This window comes from Pseudomonas sp. (genome assembly GCF_026224925.1).
Taxonomy (GTDB): Bacteria; Pseudomonadota; Gammaproteobacteria; order Pseudomonadales; family Pseudomonadaceae; genus Aquipseudomonas.
In genome coordinates this window covers 1-15,200 of the sequence record NZ_JAMFRV010000241.1, presented here as the reverse complement: position 1 = coordinate 15,200, position 15,200 = coordinate 1, and the positions used below count along the sequence as shown (strand labels likewise).

Annotated in this window: 12 protein-coding genes; 5 read left to right on the top strand and 7 right to left on the bottom strand. The window is 55.3% G+C overall.

Annotation, left to right across the window (positions count from 1 at the left end; genetic code table 11):
• From M0974_RS10505 to M0974_RS10495, 3 genes are all read left to right on the top strand, one after another.
• Positions 1–350, top strand: a 350-nt coding sequence (locus tag M0974_RS10505; protein ID WP_297835990.1) for an FUSC family protein, incomplete at its 5' end; no start/stop codon positions are given.
• Complete coding sequence (locus tag M0974_RS10500; protein WP_297835987.1) at positions 340–540, top strand: DUF1656 domain-containing protein; 201 nt, start codon at positions 340–342, stop codon at positions 538–540. The genes M0974_RS10505 and M0974_RS10500, both read left to right, overlap by 11 nt.
• 37 nt (positions 541–577) lie before the next feature.
• Positions 578–1,438, top strand: coding sequence for an HlyD family secretion protein (locus tag M0974_RS10495; protein WP_297835985.1), 861 nt, complete (start codon positions 578–580; stop codon positions 1,436–1,438).
• A 160-nt stretch (positions 1,439–1,598) separates the two neighbouring features.
• On the opposite strand, the gene M0974_RS10490 is transcribed toward M0974_RS10495, so the two are convergent.
• On the bottom strand, positions 1,599–2,420 hold the full coding sequence (locus M0974_RS10490; RefSeq protein ID WP_297835983.1) for an SDR family oxidoreductase: 822 nt from the start codon (positions 2,418–2,420) through the stop codon (positions 1,599–1,601).
• Positions 2,421–2,439: 19 nt separating this feature from the next.
• Positions 2,440–2,901: a multidrug transporter gene (locus M0974_RS10485; protein ID WP_297835980.1), complete on the bottom strand. Its 462-nt coding sequence runs from the start codon at positions 2,899–2,901 to the stop codon at positions 2,440–2,442.
• Positions 2,902–3,058: 157 nt separating this feature from the next.
• Between M0974_RS10485 and M0974_RS10480 the strand changes: the two genes are divergently transcribed.
• Positions 3,059–5,848, top strand: a complete 2,790-nt coding sequence (locus tag M0974_RS10480) for an RHS repeat domain-containing protein (RefSeq protein ID WP_297835978.1) — start codon at positions 3,059–3,061, stop codon at positions 5,846–5,848.
• A gap of 31 nt (positions 5,849–5,879) precedes the next feature.
• The gene (locus tag M0974_RS10475) at positions 5,880–8,714 is read left to right on the top strand and encodes an RHS repeat domain-containing protein (protein WP_297835976.1); all 2,835 of its coding nucleotides are present in this window, start codon (positions 5,880–5,882) and stop codon (positions 8,712–8,714) included.
• 186 nt (positions 8,715–8,900) lie between these two features.
• Here the strand turns inward: M0974_RS10475 and M0974_RS10470 are convergent, their stop codons facing one another.
• From M0974_RS10470 to M0974_RS10450, 5 genes are all read right to left on the bottom strand, one after another.
• Entirely contained in the window at positions 8,901–10,352 is a 1,452-nt protein-coding gene (locus M0974_RS10470) for a mannose-1-phosphate guanylyltransferase/mannose-6-phosphate isomerase (RefSeq protein WP_297835974.1), read from the bottom strand.
• Positions 10,353–10,471: 119 nt separating this feature from the next.
• Positions 10,472–11,155 carry an alginate O-acetyltransferase AlgF gene (locus tag M0974_RS10465; protein ID WP_297835972.1) on the bottom strand — a complete coding sequence of 228 codons (684 nt, stop codon included), beginning with the start codon at positions 11,153–11,155 and terminating at the stop codon, positions 10,472–10,474.
• A 12-nt stretch (positions 11,156–11,167) separates the two neighbouring features.
• A complete protein-coding gene (locus M0974_RS10460) occupies positions 11,168–12,343 on the bottom strand; it encodes an alginate O-acetyltransferase (RefSeq protein ID WP_297835971.1) in 1,176 nt (391 codons plus the stop codon).
• Positions 12,344–12,353: 10 nt separating this feature from the next.
• The gene (locus M0974_RS10455) at positions 12,354–13,886 is read right to left on the bottom strand and encodes an MBOAT family protein (RefSeq protein WP_297835970.1); all 1,533 of its coding nucleotides are present in this window, start codon (positions 13,884–13,886) and stop codon (positions 12,354–12,356) included.
• A 198-nt stretch (positions 13,887–14,084) separates the two neighbouring features.
• Positions 14,085–15,200: mannuronate-specific alginate lyase (locus M0974_RS10450; protein ID WP_297835968.1), on the bottom strand; the 1,116-nt coding region annotated here is incomplete at its 5' end.

The following is a 15,200-nucleotide window of genomic DNA, read 5'->3' as shown; positions in this document are numbered from 1 at the left end:
GCCACGCAATTATCGAGTTGCGTCGTGAGCAAGCGGTATTGCCGGACGTCGCCTGTTACGCAGAATCCCAGCCGTGGCGCCACGCGATTCGGGTCATGGGTCGCTCGCTGGTTCGATTGTTCGTCCAGCCTGGCCGGAACAATCTTGAGCGCAGCTTGAGCGCAGTCAATCACGCTATCGTGTGTGTGCAGGAGACCGACGAGCCCTTCGCCCCGCATTTCGACACCTCAGCGTTGCGCAGGGTCCAGAGTTACCTGCACTTTATTCGTACTTCATTGCTCGACCCGCAATCGCCGTTGGCTGCGTATGCCGCCGAACGTGAGCCGCAAGGACTTCTGCATGCCTCGTGAAATAGCTTTCCACGGCCTTTATATGCCCACCGTGACCGTGATGTTCTTGATTGCGGCAGTCTTGGCCTGGGTGCTGGATCGAATCCTGTCTGCGCTGGATATGTACCGTTTTTTCTGGCACCCAGCGCTGCTGCGTTTGAGCATGTTCGCCTGTATTTTTGGTGGTTTGGGATTGACCGTTTACGGTTGAAATACTCCGATTTAGAACACCCTTTTCGAGAACCTGGATGAAAAAGCTCTTCAGTCTGACCGCCACGTTACTGGTCCTGGCCTTGGCCATCTGGATTGGTCACACCTTGTGGGTTCACTACATGGACACCCCGTGGACCCGCGATGGCCGCGTGCGCGCGGATGTGATCAACGTTGCGGCGGACGTTACCGGCACCGTGGTTGATGTGCCGGTGCACGATAACCAGCAGGTAAAAAAGGGCGATCTGTTGATGCAAATCGACCCTGACCATTACCAGATCGCAGTGAAACAGGCTCAAGCCACGGTGGCTTCACGCAAAGCTACCTGGGAAATGCGCAAGCAAAATGCCAGCCGCCGTGCGGACATGGACAGCCTAGTGATATCCCGCGAAAGCCGTGATGATGCAAGCAATGTAGCGGTGTCTGCTCAAGCTGATTATCAGTTGGCCCAAGCGCAACTCGAGGCTGCTGAACTCAACCTGCAGCGCACCCGGGTATTGGCATCAGTAGACGGTTATGTCACCAACCTCAACGTGCACCGCGGTGACTATGCGCGCATCGGTGAAGCGAAAATGGCTGTGGTCGACATGAACTCGTTCTGGGTCTATGGCTTCTTCGAAGAGACCAAACTGCCGCACATCCGCATCGGTGATCCCGCTGACATGCAGCTCATGAGCGGCCAGTTGCTCAAAGGCCATGTTGAAAGCATTGCCCGCGCGATCTATGACCGGGACAACCCGGAAAGCCGTGAGCTGATCGCCGACGTCAACCCGACGTTTAACTGGGTACGCCTGGCGCAACGGGTGCCGGTGCGCATCCACCTGGACAGCGTGCCAGATGGCGTGGTGTTGGCCGCCGGGAGCACCTGTACCGTGATCGTGAATCCAGGGGTTAACTGATAGATCGCCTATGGGGGATCTCATTTCCCCGTGGGACCGAATTCATTCTACTTTCACTCTGTGGGACCGAATTTATTCGGGAAGCAGGCGACGCGGTACATCAGGCAGACCGAGGCGCGGCCTTCCCGAATGAATTCGGTCCTACAGAGGCGTGTGTTGTTCAAAGCGCTTTATCCAGCCCAAAACGCTTACGCAGTACTTTTTCAAGCAAGGCTTTAGGCACCAATAATGCCATCAACGGCAGTGCGCGGCAGCCGTTGCCCAGGCGTAGCAAGCGCGGTGGTTTGTCTTTGGTGACTGCTTTGAGTACATCGCGGGCGAATTCCAAAGCGGGTGTCGGGTTGCCTTGTGAGGCGTTAGCCCTGGCTCGAATCCCGTCGCGCAAGGGCCACCAAGGTGATGACTCTGCAATCAAAAGCTCAGCTTCCCGCGAGGCATTGCTGGCGAAACGCGTGTCGATGGCGCCGGGCTGGACTTCCATCAGCCTGATGCCGAAGGGCGCCAACTCCAGGCGCAGTGAATCGCAGAGCGCATGCACGGCCGCCTTGGACGCGCAATAAGCACCCGCAAACGGCGTCACCAATACTCCCGATACACTGCCGATATTCACCACCATTCCCTTGCTTTGGCGCAACAATGGGAACAGTGCACGGGTCACTCCGACCACGGCGAACACGTTGGTCTCGAATTGACGACGCATGGCCTCGACACCGCCATCCAGCAGCGGCCCCATGGCGCCATAGCCGGCGTTATTGATCAGCAGATCGAGGCCGCCGTTTTGTGCAAGCGTCACGGCCAAGCGCGCAAGGGCCTCGCCATCGTTAACATCCAACTCCACCGCAGAAAAACCAGCAGCCTCCAGCGCTGCAACATCCGAGGCTTTACGCGCCGTGGCCCACACTTCATAACCAGCAGCCTTGAAAACATCGGCCATGGCCCGACCAATGCCGCTGGAACATCCGGTGATTAATGCGATGGGCATAGTGTTGTCCTTATAGGTTTTATTCGAAATCGCCCTGTAAATGCTCAGCACGAAACTCCACCGTTTCCGGGCGATAACCAGGACGCAACGGTGGTGCCGGCAGACAATCTTGCCAATCGCCGCCAGCCTGCAATTCGCCGGGCCCGCGGTAGCGGGGAGCCGCGTAAACGTCATCGGCAAGGTTCACCGTATCGCCCGGTCGATAAGCCGCTACTCGCCACTGCAACGCCAACAGCGGCACCTTGTTACCGTTGTGCAGCTCTATGCGCAACGGCCGATCAGTTGGGCATTGTTCCGGCGAATAACTCAGGCGCAGTTCAAGACGCTCCAACTGGCGGGTTTCCGTACTGTCCTGCCATACCACCCACGCCGCGACCAGCCCCAGGCATAGCACTGCCGCGAGGGATACTGGCAAGGCTTTTGTCGGGTAACGCAGCAACAAGATGAGCCAAGACAGAACGAGGACGATGCCGATCAGCATGGAAAGGAGCCTTAGTTAAACAGATGTTCGGCATCGTACAGAAATGAAGGTGAGGTTGACCAATAGCGTAACCATTCATCTGAACGTGACCGTGTACCTGTGCAACTGTCGGAGCTATGCCTAGGCTTAAACCGTCTATCACGGATGAACGGACACCATGACGCTTCATGCTCATACCCCCACCTTGGCTGTCACCGAACCGCGCGGTCTGGTTGCGCGTTCGGTTGCTTGGCATCGAACCCACATGGCTGGTGGTCTGCAGGCACGCGTTAACCGTTGCGCGTTTGATGAAGCGGGACGTATCGCGTGGCAATGGGATGCGCGCTTATGGGACGAGGCTGATGAGGATTCGACAGCACCTGCCAATCTTTCTGCGGTGTATTCGTTATCCGGCCAACCATTGAGAAGCGACAGTGTTGATGCTGGCTGGCGTGTTGGATTGTTCTCAGAGGCTGGGCAAGTACATGAAGCTTGGGATGGACGAGGTATTCGGCGGCGCCATGAATACGATGCGTTACTCAGGCTTACGGCAGTGTTCGAGAGCAGTAACGATCTGGTGGAGCGTTGTGTTGAGCAATTGGCGTATGGGGCTGCTGACGCGAATGGCGTGCGGCACAACCAGTCTGGCCAATTAATTCGGCATGATGATCAGGCGGGCTCTCGATTAAACATCGAATTCGGTTTGACGGGCTCTGTGCTTGAACTCACTCAACACTTCCTGTCTGAGCTTCAGCCTCCTGATTGGCCGGATGTTGGTCGCGATAGTCTGTGGGAACCGGGTGTTGGCGCAATGTCGACGTGGCACTACAACCCGTTGGGCGATGTGTTGGCTCAGACCGATGCGTTAGACAATATTCACACCTTTGCTCATACCGTTGCAGGTCAACTAAAGGCCTGCGTTTTACAGCTCAAGGATCAAGCTGAACAGCTTATTGTCTCTGGATTGAGTTATAGCGCCCAAGGCCGTATCGGGGCGCAGACCTTGGGCAACGGCGTGATCAGCAAGGCGCGTTACTGTGAGCAAGATGGGCGTCTGGCCCAACTGCTTGCCAAGCGTTTCAACGGCGAAGTACTGCAAGATTTGAATTATGAGTCCGACCCGGTAGGTAACGTCCTCGCTATCGAAGACGCCGCTCAATTCACACGGTTTTTCGCCAACCAAAAAATAGAACCGATATCGACCTATCAATACGACACGTTATACCAACTCGTGAAAGCCACTGGATGGGAAGCCGTCACCGTCAATCACGGGCCAGTATTTCCAGATTTCCAGACCTCGCTAGATCCGTCGCAACTGGCCAACTACACACAAACCTACGATTACGATGCCGCTGGGAACCTGCAGCAACTGACCCACGTCGGTGCGCAAAACCATTCACGCACCTTAACGACGGCTCGCTACAGCAATCGAAGCCTGCCGCAGCTGGATGATCGACCACCGACCGAGACCGATATTGCCACCGGGTTCGATGAAAACGGCAACCTTCGGCAGCTACAACCCGGTCAAACGCTTGAGTGGGACTCCCGCAACCAACTAAAGCAAGTGCGGCCTGTGGTGCGTGAGTCGGGCAACGACGACAGCGGGCACTATGTGTATGACGCGAGCGGGCAGCGTGTCCGCAAGGTACGAACTACCCAGGCGAAATCCGTTACCCATCACAGTGAAGTACGTTACTTGCCGGGACTGGAAATTCGCACCAATACCGCAACCGGCGAAGTGCTGCACGTGATCACGGCTCAAGCAGGGCGCAGTGAGGTACGTGTGTTGCACTGGCAGGCTGGTAAACCCGACGGCATCGAAAATAATCAGTACCGCTACAGCCTGAGTGATCATTTGGGTTCCAGTGCGTTGGAACTGGATGCTGAGGCTCAGATGATCAGCCAGGAAATGTATTACCCCTTCGGCGGAACAGCGTGTTGGGCGGGAAGAAATGCTGTCGAGGCGAGTTATAAGACGGTGCGCTATTCAGGCAAGGAGCGGGATGCGACGGGGCTTTATTACTATGGACTGCGCTACTACGCGCCTTGGTTGCAGCGCTGGATAAATCCAGACCCAACAGGGCGAGCCGGTGGGATTAACCTATTCTGTTTCGTTAATAACTCACCTCTACGATATGAGGATCACGAAGGTGCAGCTCCCTACGATGTGCTTGGCCACTCCGAGACCATGCTGGGGAAAATTGGAATAAACATAATAGCCACAGGCTTACCTCAGTTCACGGATGAGCATCGGAGAAAAATGGAGGCAGGAATACAATTAGCAATTACTCTTTTGGAGAAAACCCGTGCTGAACTGTCAAGAGAGCTGCCCCGTGCAGGCATCCCAGCGGCGTTGAAGTCCACATTTGGTGATCTTGATAAAGAGCATTCAAAAGAGCTAATCAGTACGCTAAATACCGCGTTAGGTAGGCAGCAGGAGTTTCTAAGTTCATTGCTGACTAAGGATAGTTGGAAAATTAGCCTTTTTGCGGAAACCCCTAAAGCGCAGGGCTTGACCTCTGTGCGTAGCGCCGATCAACCTGAACGAACTGTTCTTCTCTCGACGGCGCTTTTGGGCGAGCGGCATGTACTGGAAACTGCGAATACATTAATTCACGAAAGTAGTCATGCAACAGCGGATACTGAAGATGTTTTTTATAATAAAAAATACACGTTGCAAAAAAAATCAAGTACGGCGCAGGTCAGAGATTGGTCTGAAAATATTCGTGATGGCTTAAAGGGAATCGTAGCAACAGGGCCTGGAGAGGCGGTCGCAGGTCCTTCTGCCGATAAATTCATTACAGCTATGGAGGATATTATGGGGTGCTCGACAACAAAGGAAATGCGCGCGATAGAGTTCGTGACGGCGTCCCGAACTAGAACCGCCGTGTTACTGAGGAACGCTGACACATATTCGTCGTTCGTTATGGCGACGAAACTGCCTGCTCGGCACATGTCAAAACGATAACCGGTAAGTCGATCAGGGGTGAATAGACACCATGACGCTTCATGCTCATACGCCCATATTGGCTGTCACCGAACTGCGCGGTTTTGTGGTGCGGTCTGTTGCTTGGTATCGGTCAAAAACGACTGACAGCCTCCAGGCACGCGTTAACCGTTCTGCATTTGATGAGGTCGGGCGTGTTGCGCGGCAATGGGATGCGCGCTTGTGGAGCGAGGCCGGTGAGAATGCAGCCGTACCCGCCAATCTGGCCGCTGTGTATTCATTATCCGGCCAGCTATTGAGTAGCGACAGTGTTGATGCTGGCTGGCGTGTCGGTTTGTTCTCAGAGGCTGGGCAAGTACATGAAACTTGGGATGGACGAGGTATTCGGCGGCGCCATGAATACGATGCGTTACTCAGGCCTACGGCAGTGTTCGAGAACAGTAACGAGCTGGTTGAGCGCTGTGTCGAGCAATTGGCGTACGGGACTGCTGGCGCAGATTGTGTACTGCACAACCAATGCGGCCAGTTGATTCGGCATGATGATCAGGCGGGTTCTCAATTAACTAACGCATTCGGTTTGACCGGCTCTGTGCTTGAACTCACTCAACACTTCCTGTCTGAGCTTCAACCTCCTGATTGGCCGGATGTTGGGCGCGATAGTCTGTGGGAACCGTGTATTGGCGCAAAGACGGCGTGGCACTACAACCCGTTGGGCGATGTGTTGGCTCAGACCGATGCGTTAGACAATATTCACACCTTTGCTCATACCGTTGCAGGTCAACTAAAGGCCTGCGTTTTACAGCTCAAGGATCAACCTCCACAGCCCATCGTCAGCGACCTGAGTTATGACGCTCAAGGCCGCATCGAATCGGAAACCTTGGGCAACGATGTGATCAGCACTAGCCGTTACCGTGAGCAAGATGGGCGTTTGATCCAACTTCGTGCCCAGCGTGCCGGCGATCTGTTGCAAGACTTACATTATGACTACGACCCTGTGGGCAATGTAATCAGCATTGAAGACCGCTCCCAACCGACGCGACACTTTGCCAATCAACGTATCGAACCTATCTCTACCTACCGCTACGACTCCTTGTATCAACTGATCGAAGCCTCGGGATGGGAAGCGGCCAGCGTCAATCATGGGCCGGTGTTTTCAGTTTTTCAGACCTCGCCAGGTCCGTCGCAACTGGCCAACTACACACAAACCTACGATTACGATGCCGCTGGGAACCTGCAGCAACTGACCCACGTCGGTGCGCAAAACCACTCGCGCACTCTCGTCACAGCGCGTTACAGCAATCGAAGCCTGCCGCAGCTCGGTGACCGTCCCCCTGCGGAAGAAGAGATCGCCGCCGGGTTCGATGAAAATGGCAACCTTCGGCAGTTACAGCCCGGTCAAACGCTTGAGTGGGATTCACGTAACCAATTGCAGCAAGTGCGACCGGTAGTGCGAGAGTCGGGCAACGATGACAGCGAGCACTACGTGTATGACGCGAGCGGGCAGCGTGTCCGCAAGGTACGAACTACCCAGGCGAAATCCGTCACCCATCACAGTGAAGTGCGTTACTTGCCGGGACTGGAAATTCGCACCAACACCGCAACCGGCGAAGTGCTGCATGTGATCACGGCTCAAGCAGGGCGCAGTGAGGTACGTGTGTTGCACTGGCAGGCTGGTAAACCCGAGGGCATCGAAAATAATCAGTACCGCTACAGCATGAGTGATCACTTGGGTTCCAGCACATTGGAACTGGATGCTGAGGCTCAGATGATCAGCCAGGAAATGTATTACCCCTTCGGCGGAACAGCGTGCTGGGCCGGAAGAAATGCTGTCGAGGCGAGCTACAAGACGGTTCGCTACTCAGGCAAGGAGCGGGATGCGACGGGGCTTTATTACTACGGATTGCGATACTACGCGCCGTGGTTGCAGCGCTGGATAAACCCGGACCCAACGGGGGCGGCAGGAGGATTGAATCTGTTTTGTTTCGTTAATAACTCTCCTCTACGATATGGTGACTACGAAGGGGCTGCTCCTTACGATGTGCTGGGGGAGCAGGAGATGTCCGCCTATATACGATCTGGACGAACAGTCTCCGCGAGAGGATTGTCGGAGTTTACGCATGAGCAACGAGAAAAAATGCTCAGGGGGATAAACCTGGCCGTTAAGTTTCTTAAAACGACGCGTGCAGAACTATCAAAAGAGTTTCCCGGTAGGGGAGTTTCCAAGATATTGACTGACACATTTGGTGAACTCTACCAGGAACACGAGGAACAGGTAGTCAACTCTCTCAAATCCGCCTTCGCTGAGCAGCAGCACTTCATAAGTTCCCTGGCGGGAGCGTCGAGTTGGAAAATCAATCTTTTTGAGAATCATCCCGGCGTACTAGGGGTAACTCATCAAGTCAGTGATTACGAGCCCGAAAGGACTATTTCCATGTCTGCTTCGGAGCTGGATAGTCAGCATGTACTGGAGGTGGCCAGAACACTTATCCACGAAAGCAGTCATGCCATTGGGGATACAGTCGATATTTTTTATCACAATGTCTACATGCTTAGTCAGGGGGCAGATGCCGCGGAGGTGAATGCGTGGTCGAAAACTATCCGAAGTCAATCAAGGATGATCGCTGCCAATGGGCCGGACGTAAACTCCCTTGGTTTCAATACACATATGTACATAACCGCCATGCAGGCCGTCACGGTCTGTTCCGTGGACAGGCTCGCGGAAGAATTCGTGAGTAATCCTTTCGCCAGGGCATCCGTACTGCAAATGAATGCCGACACTTATTCATCTTTTGTGATGGGTACAAACCTGCCCGAACGGTACATGTCGAAAGAGAGCAAGCGTTCGACGCGGGCCTCTGGATTCAGGAAAAATAAAGAGGTCTTCTAAACCCGGAAAACGTAAAAGCCCCCGCAACCCCTCTGCTAACACACAGATGCAGAGGATTTACGGGGGCAAAACACTACGTGTTACCGGTTTTCGTGGGCGCGAACGTGTTCGCGAAGAAGTCGGCGCGGTGTATCAGGCAGACCGCGACTTCCGCTTCCCGAATGAATTCGGTCCCACAAGACTCCACTAGCGCGCAATCGTCTTGGTCTGAACGCCAATTTCAGCGTTCTTCGAGCGACCATAGATATCTTCAAAACGCTCGATATCGTCTTCGCCCAAGTAGCTGCCGGACTGCACTTCGATAATTTCTAGCGCGATTTTGCCGGGATTGCGCAAGCGGTGCACAGAGGCTATTGGTATGTAGGTCGATTGGTTTTCGCAGAGCAGAAACACGTTCTCGTCGCAGGTCACTTCAGCCGTGCCGGAAACCACGATCCAGTGTTCAGCGCGGTGGTGGTGCATTTGCAGCGACAAGCTTGCACCCGGTTTCACCGAGATGTGCTTGACCTGAAACCGACCGCCCATGTCCACCGAGTCGTACGAACCCCAAGGTCGGTACACTTCGCAGTGGTTCTGGGTTTCGCTGCGGCCCTGTTCGTTGAGCGTGTTGACCATCTGTTTCACGCCCTGAACCTTGTCCTTGTGGGCGATCATCATGGCGTCTTTGGTTTCGACCACTACGATGTTGTCTAGGCCAATGACCGAGACCAGCTTGCCGTTGCCGTGGATCATGCAATTGCGGCTGTCCTGAATAACCACATCGCCTTTGCTGACGTTGCCGTTATGGTCTTTTTCCTGCACGTCCCACAGAGATGACCAGCATCCGACGTCATTCCAGCCTGCGGTCAGTGGCACCACGCAGGCGCGTTGGGTTTTCTCCATCACCGCGTAGTCGATGGAGTTGTCCGGGCAACAGGCGAAAGTGGCTTCGTCGATGTCGATGCTGTTGCCGTCACGCTTGCTGCGTTCCAGGGCCAACATGCAGGTGTCGTAGATATCCGGCTCGTGTCTTTTCAGCTCTTCGAGGAAGCGGCTGGCGCGGAACAGGAACATGCCGCTGTTCCAGAAGTAGTTGCCGGCTTCGACGAACTCCGTGGCGCGCTTTTCATCCGGTTTTTCGACAAAGTGCGAAACGCGGCTTACGCCTTCCGGCAACAGTGCATCGTTGGTCGATTTAATGTAACCGTAGCCAGTTTCCGGTTTGGTAGCCGGTACACCGAACAACACCATCTCGCCACGTTCGGCGGCAACAGTGGCGAGGGCGAGGGCGCGTTGTAACGCTTTTTGGTCGTCGATGACGTGGTCGGCTGGCAGCACCAACATCAGTTCATCGCGGCCTTCGCTGAGCAGCATCATGGCGGTGATCGCCACCGCAGGCGCAGTGTTGCGGCCGAAGGGTTCCAGCAAAATCGCCTGGGTATCGAGCCTCAAGGTTGCGAGTTGCTCGTTAACGATAAAGCGATGGTCTTTGTTGCAGACCACAATAGGTTCCTCCATGCCATCGAACACCAGACGCTCCAGGGTTTGCTGGAACAAAGTGTGTTCGCCGGTCAGCGCCAGGAACTGCTTAGGAAACTGTTTACGCGAAAGCGGCCAGAGTCGCGAGCCGCTACCACCTGACAAGATCACTGGAATCATTTTGTTTCTCCAAAAGTGTTCGAATGGGCTGTACGTCGTTTTCCGTCGTTTCAGTCTTGTTGTTGTTCGTGCCAGCCAGCCTCACGGCTAAATGCCCAAGGCCGGCTGTTTAAAGTCGATTAGCGAGAAGCAACCGGCGGCTTGACCCATACCGGCGATAAGTTGGTGCCAGTGCCGGTGACATACAGCACCGCTGCTTCACCGCGCTCTAGGGCAACCGGTTTCAGGTCGCTGACTTTTTTGTCGCCTTCGTACAGCGCCAGGCTGACTTTCACCGGGTTGATCTCGCGATCACCACGGCCTTTGGCAGCAACGGCGGTGACTACATCGGTCTTGCCATCAGCTGTTTTCAGGGTCAGCGGCTTGTCACTGAGGTTCTGCACGCGAACCAAGGATTTTTGCTTGTTCTTGAACGGCGGCTCTTCCACCAATTGCGGCGCGCCACTGGTGTTGCTGACCAAGGTGTAATACTGGTCGCTGGCCAGTTTCACCGGCACGGTTTGGCTGCCAACTTTGGCGCTGTAGTCGCCTTGGGGCATGAAGCTGAACGCGCTGCTGGCCAACGGCGCGATCTCGTTCATGGCGGTATTGCCGACGCTGGCGCTGATTTCCGCGTTGCTGGCGTTATAGACACGAATGAACGCCGAGCCTTTTGGTGCAGTCGGGCCGTAGAGCGCAGAGTCGCCACCGGCGAATGCTTGCACAGAGAACAGGCTGATACCGGCGATCAAGGCGCAGGTTTTCAGCAGGCTTTTGGTTGAAGTGGTTTTGACTAAACGTTGCGCAGTTGTCTGCAAGGTCATAGGAAGTTCCTCTCAGTTTTGCGCCCGGCGGGGCGACTCGGAGTTGTTGGCGTTGAGTGCCAGGTTTTGTTGGGGGTCACGGGCCTTTTTCAGTTCAGCGATCCACTGCGGATCGAACTCGCCAAGGTCGTTATGGGCAGGTAGGTAGCGCTCCGGGAATTCCCAGATCAGTACTTGTGGTGGGCTGTTTTTAAAGGCATCAGTTTGCAAATACTTGAGCATCGGTAGAATCGGGCCGTGGCCGTCTTCGGCGTAATTGACCACATCGCTGTGCAGCGCTTGCTTGAGTGCGCCGAGGAAATTCCAGTTCGGGTTAGCGCTGTAGCTGGTACCGACCAATGCCACCGGAACATCGGTATTGGCGAACAGAGCGTCATCGCCTGCAGCCTGAGCCGGCACCGGATTAGTGCTGCGCTGTTGCAAGTCATCAGGCTTTGGCAGCAGATTGGAGAACAGTGGATCCAGCGGCAAAAACGTGGTCAGGTCACCCTTGTAAGGCGCAGTTTCCTTGGCCTCGGTAACGAAGCGTTCTTGCTCACCGCTCAACGGCGCGTCGGCGGCGATGGTGGCGCCCAGACGCTGGGCAACAATGTCAGCGCCCATTGAGGTCCAGTGGGTATCGGTGCGCAGGAAAACAGCGCCGTTCTGTTTCGCGGCCTGTAATGGCTGCAACAGATCAGGCGCGACAATCCCGGCCTGGGCCACTTGCTCGTGGAATTGTTGATACAGGTCGGTGTGCAACGCGGCCGGTGTTTTGGCACCGAAGTGTTCAGGGTACAAGCGAGTTTTCGCCGGAACGATTGCCAGCACCAGTTGCGTGCCCTGTTTTTTCAAGGCATCGCGTACGCCCTGGATAAGTGCCAAGTTGTCCGCTTCGTTCTGCGCGCCGTTGGCCACCGGGTTGAACTCTTCGTCGCTGTACAGCCATTGATCGCTGCCCAGCACGACACCGGGACGGCCTTCGTTGAACAGCTTGAAGTCCAATGCAGCCCAAAGGTTGGTGCCCAAACGCTTGATCGGAAATTGATCGTCGTAATGGGTCTCTGCGGCCTTGGTCCAGCGTCCGTTGAGCACCGTGGTTTCGGCTGAGGTCGAAAAGCTGCCGAAGCTGCGCAGCGACCAAATCCCTAGCGCCAACAAGATGCCGAGAAACAGGGCTATATAGAGGATGCGGAATGAGCGGGTCATGGCGGGCTCCTCAAAACTGGAAGTAAAGGAACGGCGAGAAGCTTTGCGCCGAAAGTTTGAGGATTGATGCCACGAACATCAGCAACACTGCGCCACGCATGGCATAGCGCGGCCAATCAGCCACCCAGAATGCAGGCTGTACTTGCGCGTCAATGCCGACGGTGTAACCCGGCAGATGAATGTCGTTTGGCTGATCACCCGGCACCGCTTTAATCACGCCCGGTTGCATCGTGGTTTTTTCCGGTTTGGCCCGGTTGGCGAGGAAGTCACGCAGACCGAAAAACGCTAGGGTCAGATACGCCACAATCAACGTGGCCACTTGCAAGCCGGTGACGCTGGCTTGGTTGAGTTCCGACAACTGCCAGTCACCGAAGCTGAACATCGCGCCGTACATCCGTGCCGCAACGTGGAGGTTTTCCGAGCGGAAAATCACCCAGCCCATGATCACCAGCAAGAAGGTCAGCGCCCAACGGATTGGGTTGAAGGTGCGTGCTGAGGTGTTGAGACCCAGTGCTTTTTCGATCGCCAGCCACATGCCGTGCCATGCACCCCAAACGATGTAGGTGATGTTGGCGCCGTGCCAAAGACCGCCCAGGAGCATGGTCAGAAACAGGTTACGGTAAGTTTTTAAAGTACCGCCTCGGTTGCCGCCGAGGGTGATGTACAAGTAGTCGCGTAGCCAAGTCGACAAGCTGATGTGCCAGCGGCGCCAGAACTCGGTGATCGATTGGCTGACATACGGCTGCTTGAAGTTTTCCATGAAGCGGAAACCCATCATCAAGCCCAGACCAATCGCCATGTCGCTGTAACCGGAGAAGTCGAAATACAACTGCGCGGTGTAGGCCAGTGCGCCAAGCCAGGCATCGCCCGTGGTCGGATGCAGCAGGGCGAAGCTGTGGTCAGCAACCACCGCCAGGGTGTCGGCGATGAACACCTTCTTGATGAATCCCTGCATGAAGCGCGTCGCGCCTTCGCTGAATTTATCGAGGGTGTGCGTACGGTTATTGAACTGGTCCGCCAAGTCGCGAAAGCGCAATACCGGGCCAGCAATAAGGTGCGGAAAGATGGCCACGAACGCCGCGAAATCGATCAGGTTCCGGGTTGCCGGAGTGTCACCCCGGTAGACGTCGATGATGTAGCTGATCGATTCGAAGATGTAGAACGAAATCCCGATGGGTAGCAGCACGTGGGTCAGGATAAACGGCTCCAAACCTATCGAGGTCATCATCGCGTTAATACTGTCCACGCCGAAGTTGGCATATTTGAAGTAGCCGAGGATGCCCAGATCCACCACCACGCCTGCCAACAGCCAGCGCTGAGCCGGTTTGGTTCGCACGCCCGCAGCGCCGACTTTGAGGCCGATCCAGTAGTTCCACAGCGTTACGCCGATGAACAAGGCCAGGAAGTCCACTCGCCACCAGGCATAAAACGCGTAGCTGGCAATAAGCAGCAGCAAGTTGCGATAGCGTTGCCCGCTCAAATAATACAAGCCGAGAAATACCGGCAAGAATAAGAACAGGAACACGTTGGATGAGAAAACCATCCTAAACCCCTCCGTTGGTCCAACAGTAAGGGGCGCAAAGCCCCCCCAAACCCCCCATGAAAAAATGAGGGTTATTGCGTGTCCCTGTAGGAACGAATTCATTCGCGAAGGCGGTGTGTCAGACACACCGAGTTGTTACATTCGCGAATGAATTCGCTCCCACAGAAGCATCGATTTCAGCGCAGCGATCAAATCGACCTAAGGGCCTTTGTTGCCTTTTTCATGCGCCGGGTCATACACCCGGGTTACATCGCCGCCCAAACGGAAGGCTTTGAACGGTTCCATGGCATGTTTGCGATCCAGCACATCTGGCGCGCAGGTGTAGAGCGAGCAGTACGGTTCAAGCCACGAAAACTTGCTGTCGACTTTCAAGTCGGTCATGTCCTGCTGCTCGCCGCTGCGTTGGGCGAATCCGCTACCGTCCTTGACGCCGTTGAGCACTCGCTCTCCCAAACGCTGCAATGCGCCATTGTTTTCTGGACGCAGATCAACACCGTTGGCTTGGGCAAAACTTGCGATCATCGCCAGCGGTGGCAGGGCATAGTTGTGATAGGCCAAGGCGCGTTGTTTGCGCTTGACTTCGTTTGGCAAGAAACCGTCTTTGTCGATCTGGTTGGCACCGATGCGGAACTCTTTCACCGACCAATCGAACAAGTCGCGGCGGTTAGTCACGATCGACGTCGCCATGACCGACCAGGCTGCCCAGTAGGTATGGTTGTTGTTCTTGTCCAGCGGCAAGTTGTCCCAATCGCTGACGACCTGATCGGCTAATTTGCTGAACCAGGTTTCAATAATTTTCGCTTGCTCCGGATGCGCGGCCATCGGCTGCGAACTGGAGAACTTCAAGTGCAGATAAGACGACGACATGCTGCCCAAGGCCCATTTGCGCATGGACTTGCCGGTGTGGTTGAAATCCTTGGACTCCAGCGCGCCGGAATTGGCCCATGTAGTCAACAGTGTCAGGGCGCAATCAAGCTGTTCAGGGCGGCCATCACGCATGTACTGCATGACGACTTTCGCGGTGTCGCGTTCGATTTTAGTAATGTCGTTAGTGGCATCACGGAAGGCTTTGTCCGAGTCAGCGTTAAAGGTCGAACGTGATTTATCCGAGCCTTCGTACTTGCTGCGAAACACCAGTTTTTCGGTGTACGGTTTAGGGATCGCATCGCAGCTGAACTTGTTATCGCCGGTCTTGGCTTTTTCGATGCCCGCCATATAACCCTGTGGCGGCACCAACGACTGGGCCGCAGATGCAGCATCGGTCGCGGCCATCAGGGCCACGCCGAGCAGCGTCGGTAGCATCAGTTTTAGACT

What these genes read in the sequence shown, in the direction of transcription:
- M0974_RS10500 (WP_297835987.1), top strand. Translation starts at nt 340, where the DNA reads ATGCCTCGTGAAATAGCTTTCCACGGCCTTTATATGCCCACCGTGACC.
- M0974_RS10495 (WP_297835985.1), top strand. Translation starts at nt 578, where the DNA reads ATGAAAAAGCTCTTCAGTCTGACCGCCACGTTACTGGTCCTGGCCTTG.
- M0974_RS10490 (WP_297835983.1), bottom strand. Translation starts at nt 2,420, where the DNA reads ATGCCCATCGCATTAATCACCGGATGTTCCAGCGGCATTGGTCGGGCC.
- M0974_RS10485 (WP_297835980.1), bottom strand. Translation starts at nt 2,901, where the DNA reads ATGCTGATCGGCATCGTCCTCGTTCTGTCTTGGCTCATCTTGTTGCTG.
- M0974_RS10480 (WP_297835978.1), top strand. Translation starts at nt 3,059, where the DNA reads ATGACGCTTCATGCTCATACCCCCACCTTGGCTGTCACCGAACCGCGC.
- M0974_RS10475 (WP_297835976.1), top strand. Translation starts at nt 5,880, where the DNA reads ATGACGCTTCATGCTCATACGCCCATATTGGCTGTCACCGAACTGCGC.
- M0974_RS10470 (WP_297835974.1), bottom strand. Translation starts at nt 10,352, where the DNA reads ATGATTCCAGTGATCTTGTCAGGTGGTAGCGGCTCGCGACTCTGGCCG.
- M0974_RS10465 (WP_297835972.1), bottom strand. Translation starts at nt 11,155, where the DNA reads ATGACCTTGCAGACAACTGCGCAACGTTTAGTCAAAACCACTTCAACC.
- M0974_RS10460 (WP_297835971.1), bottom strand. Translation starts at nt 12,343, where the DNA reads ATGACCCGCTCATTCCGCATCCTCTATATAGCCCTGTTTCTCGGCATC.
- M0974_RS10455 (WP_297835970.1), bottom strand. Translation starts at nt 13,886, where the DNA reads ATGGTTTTCTCATCCAACGTGTTCCTGTTCTTATTCTTGCCGGTATTT.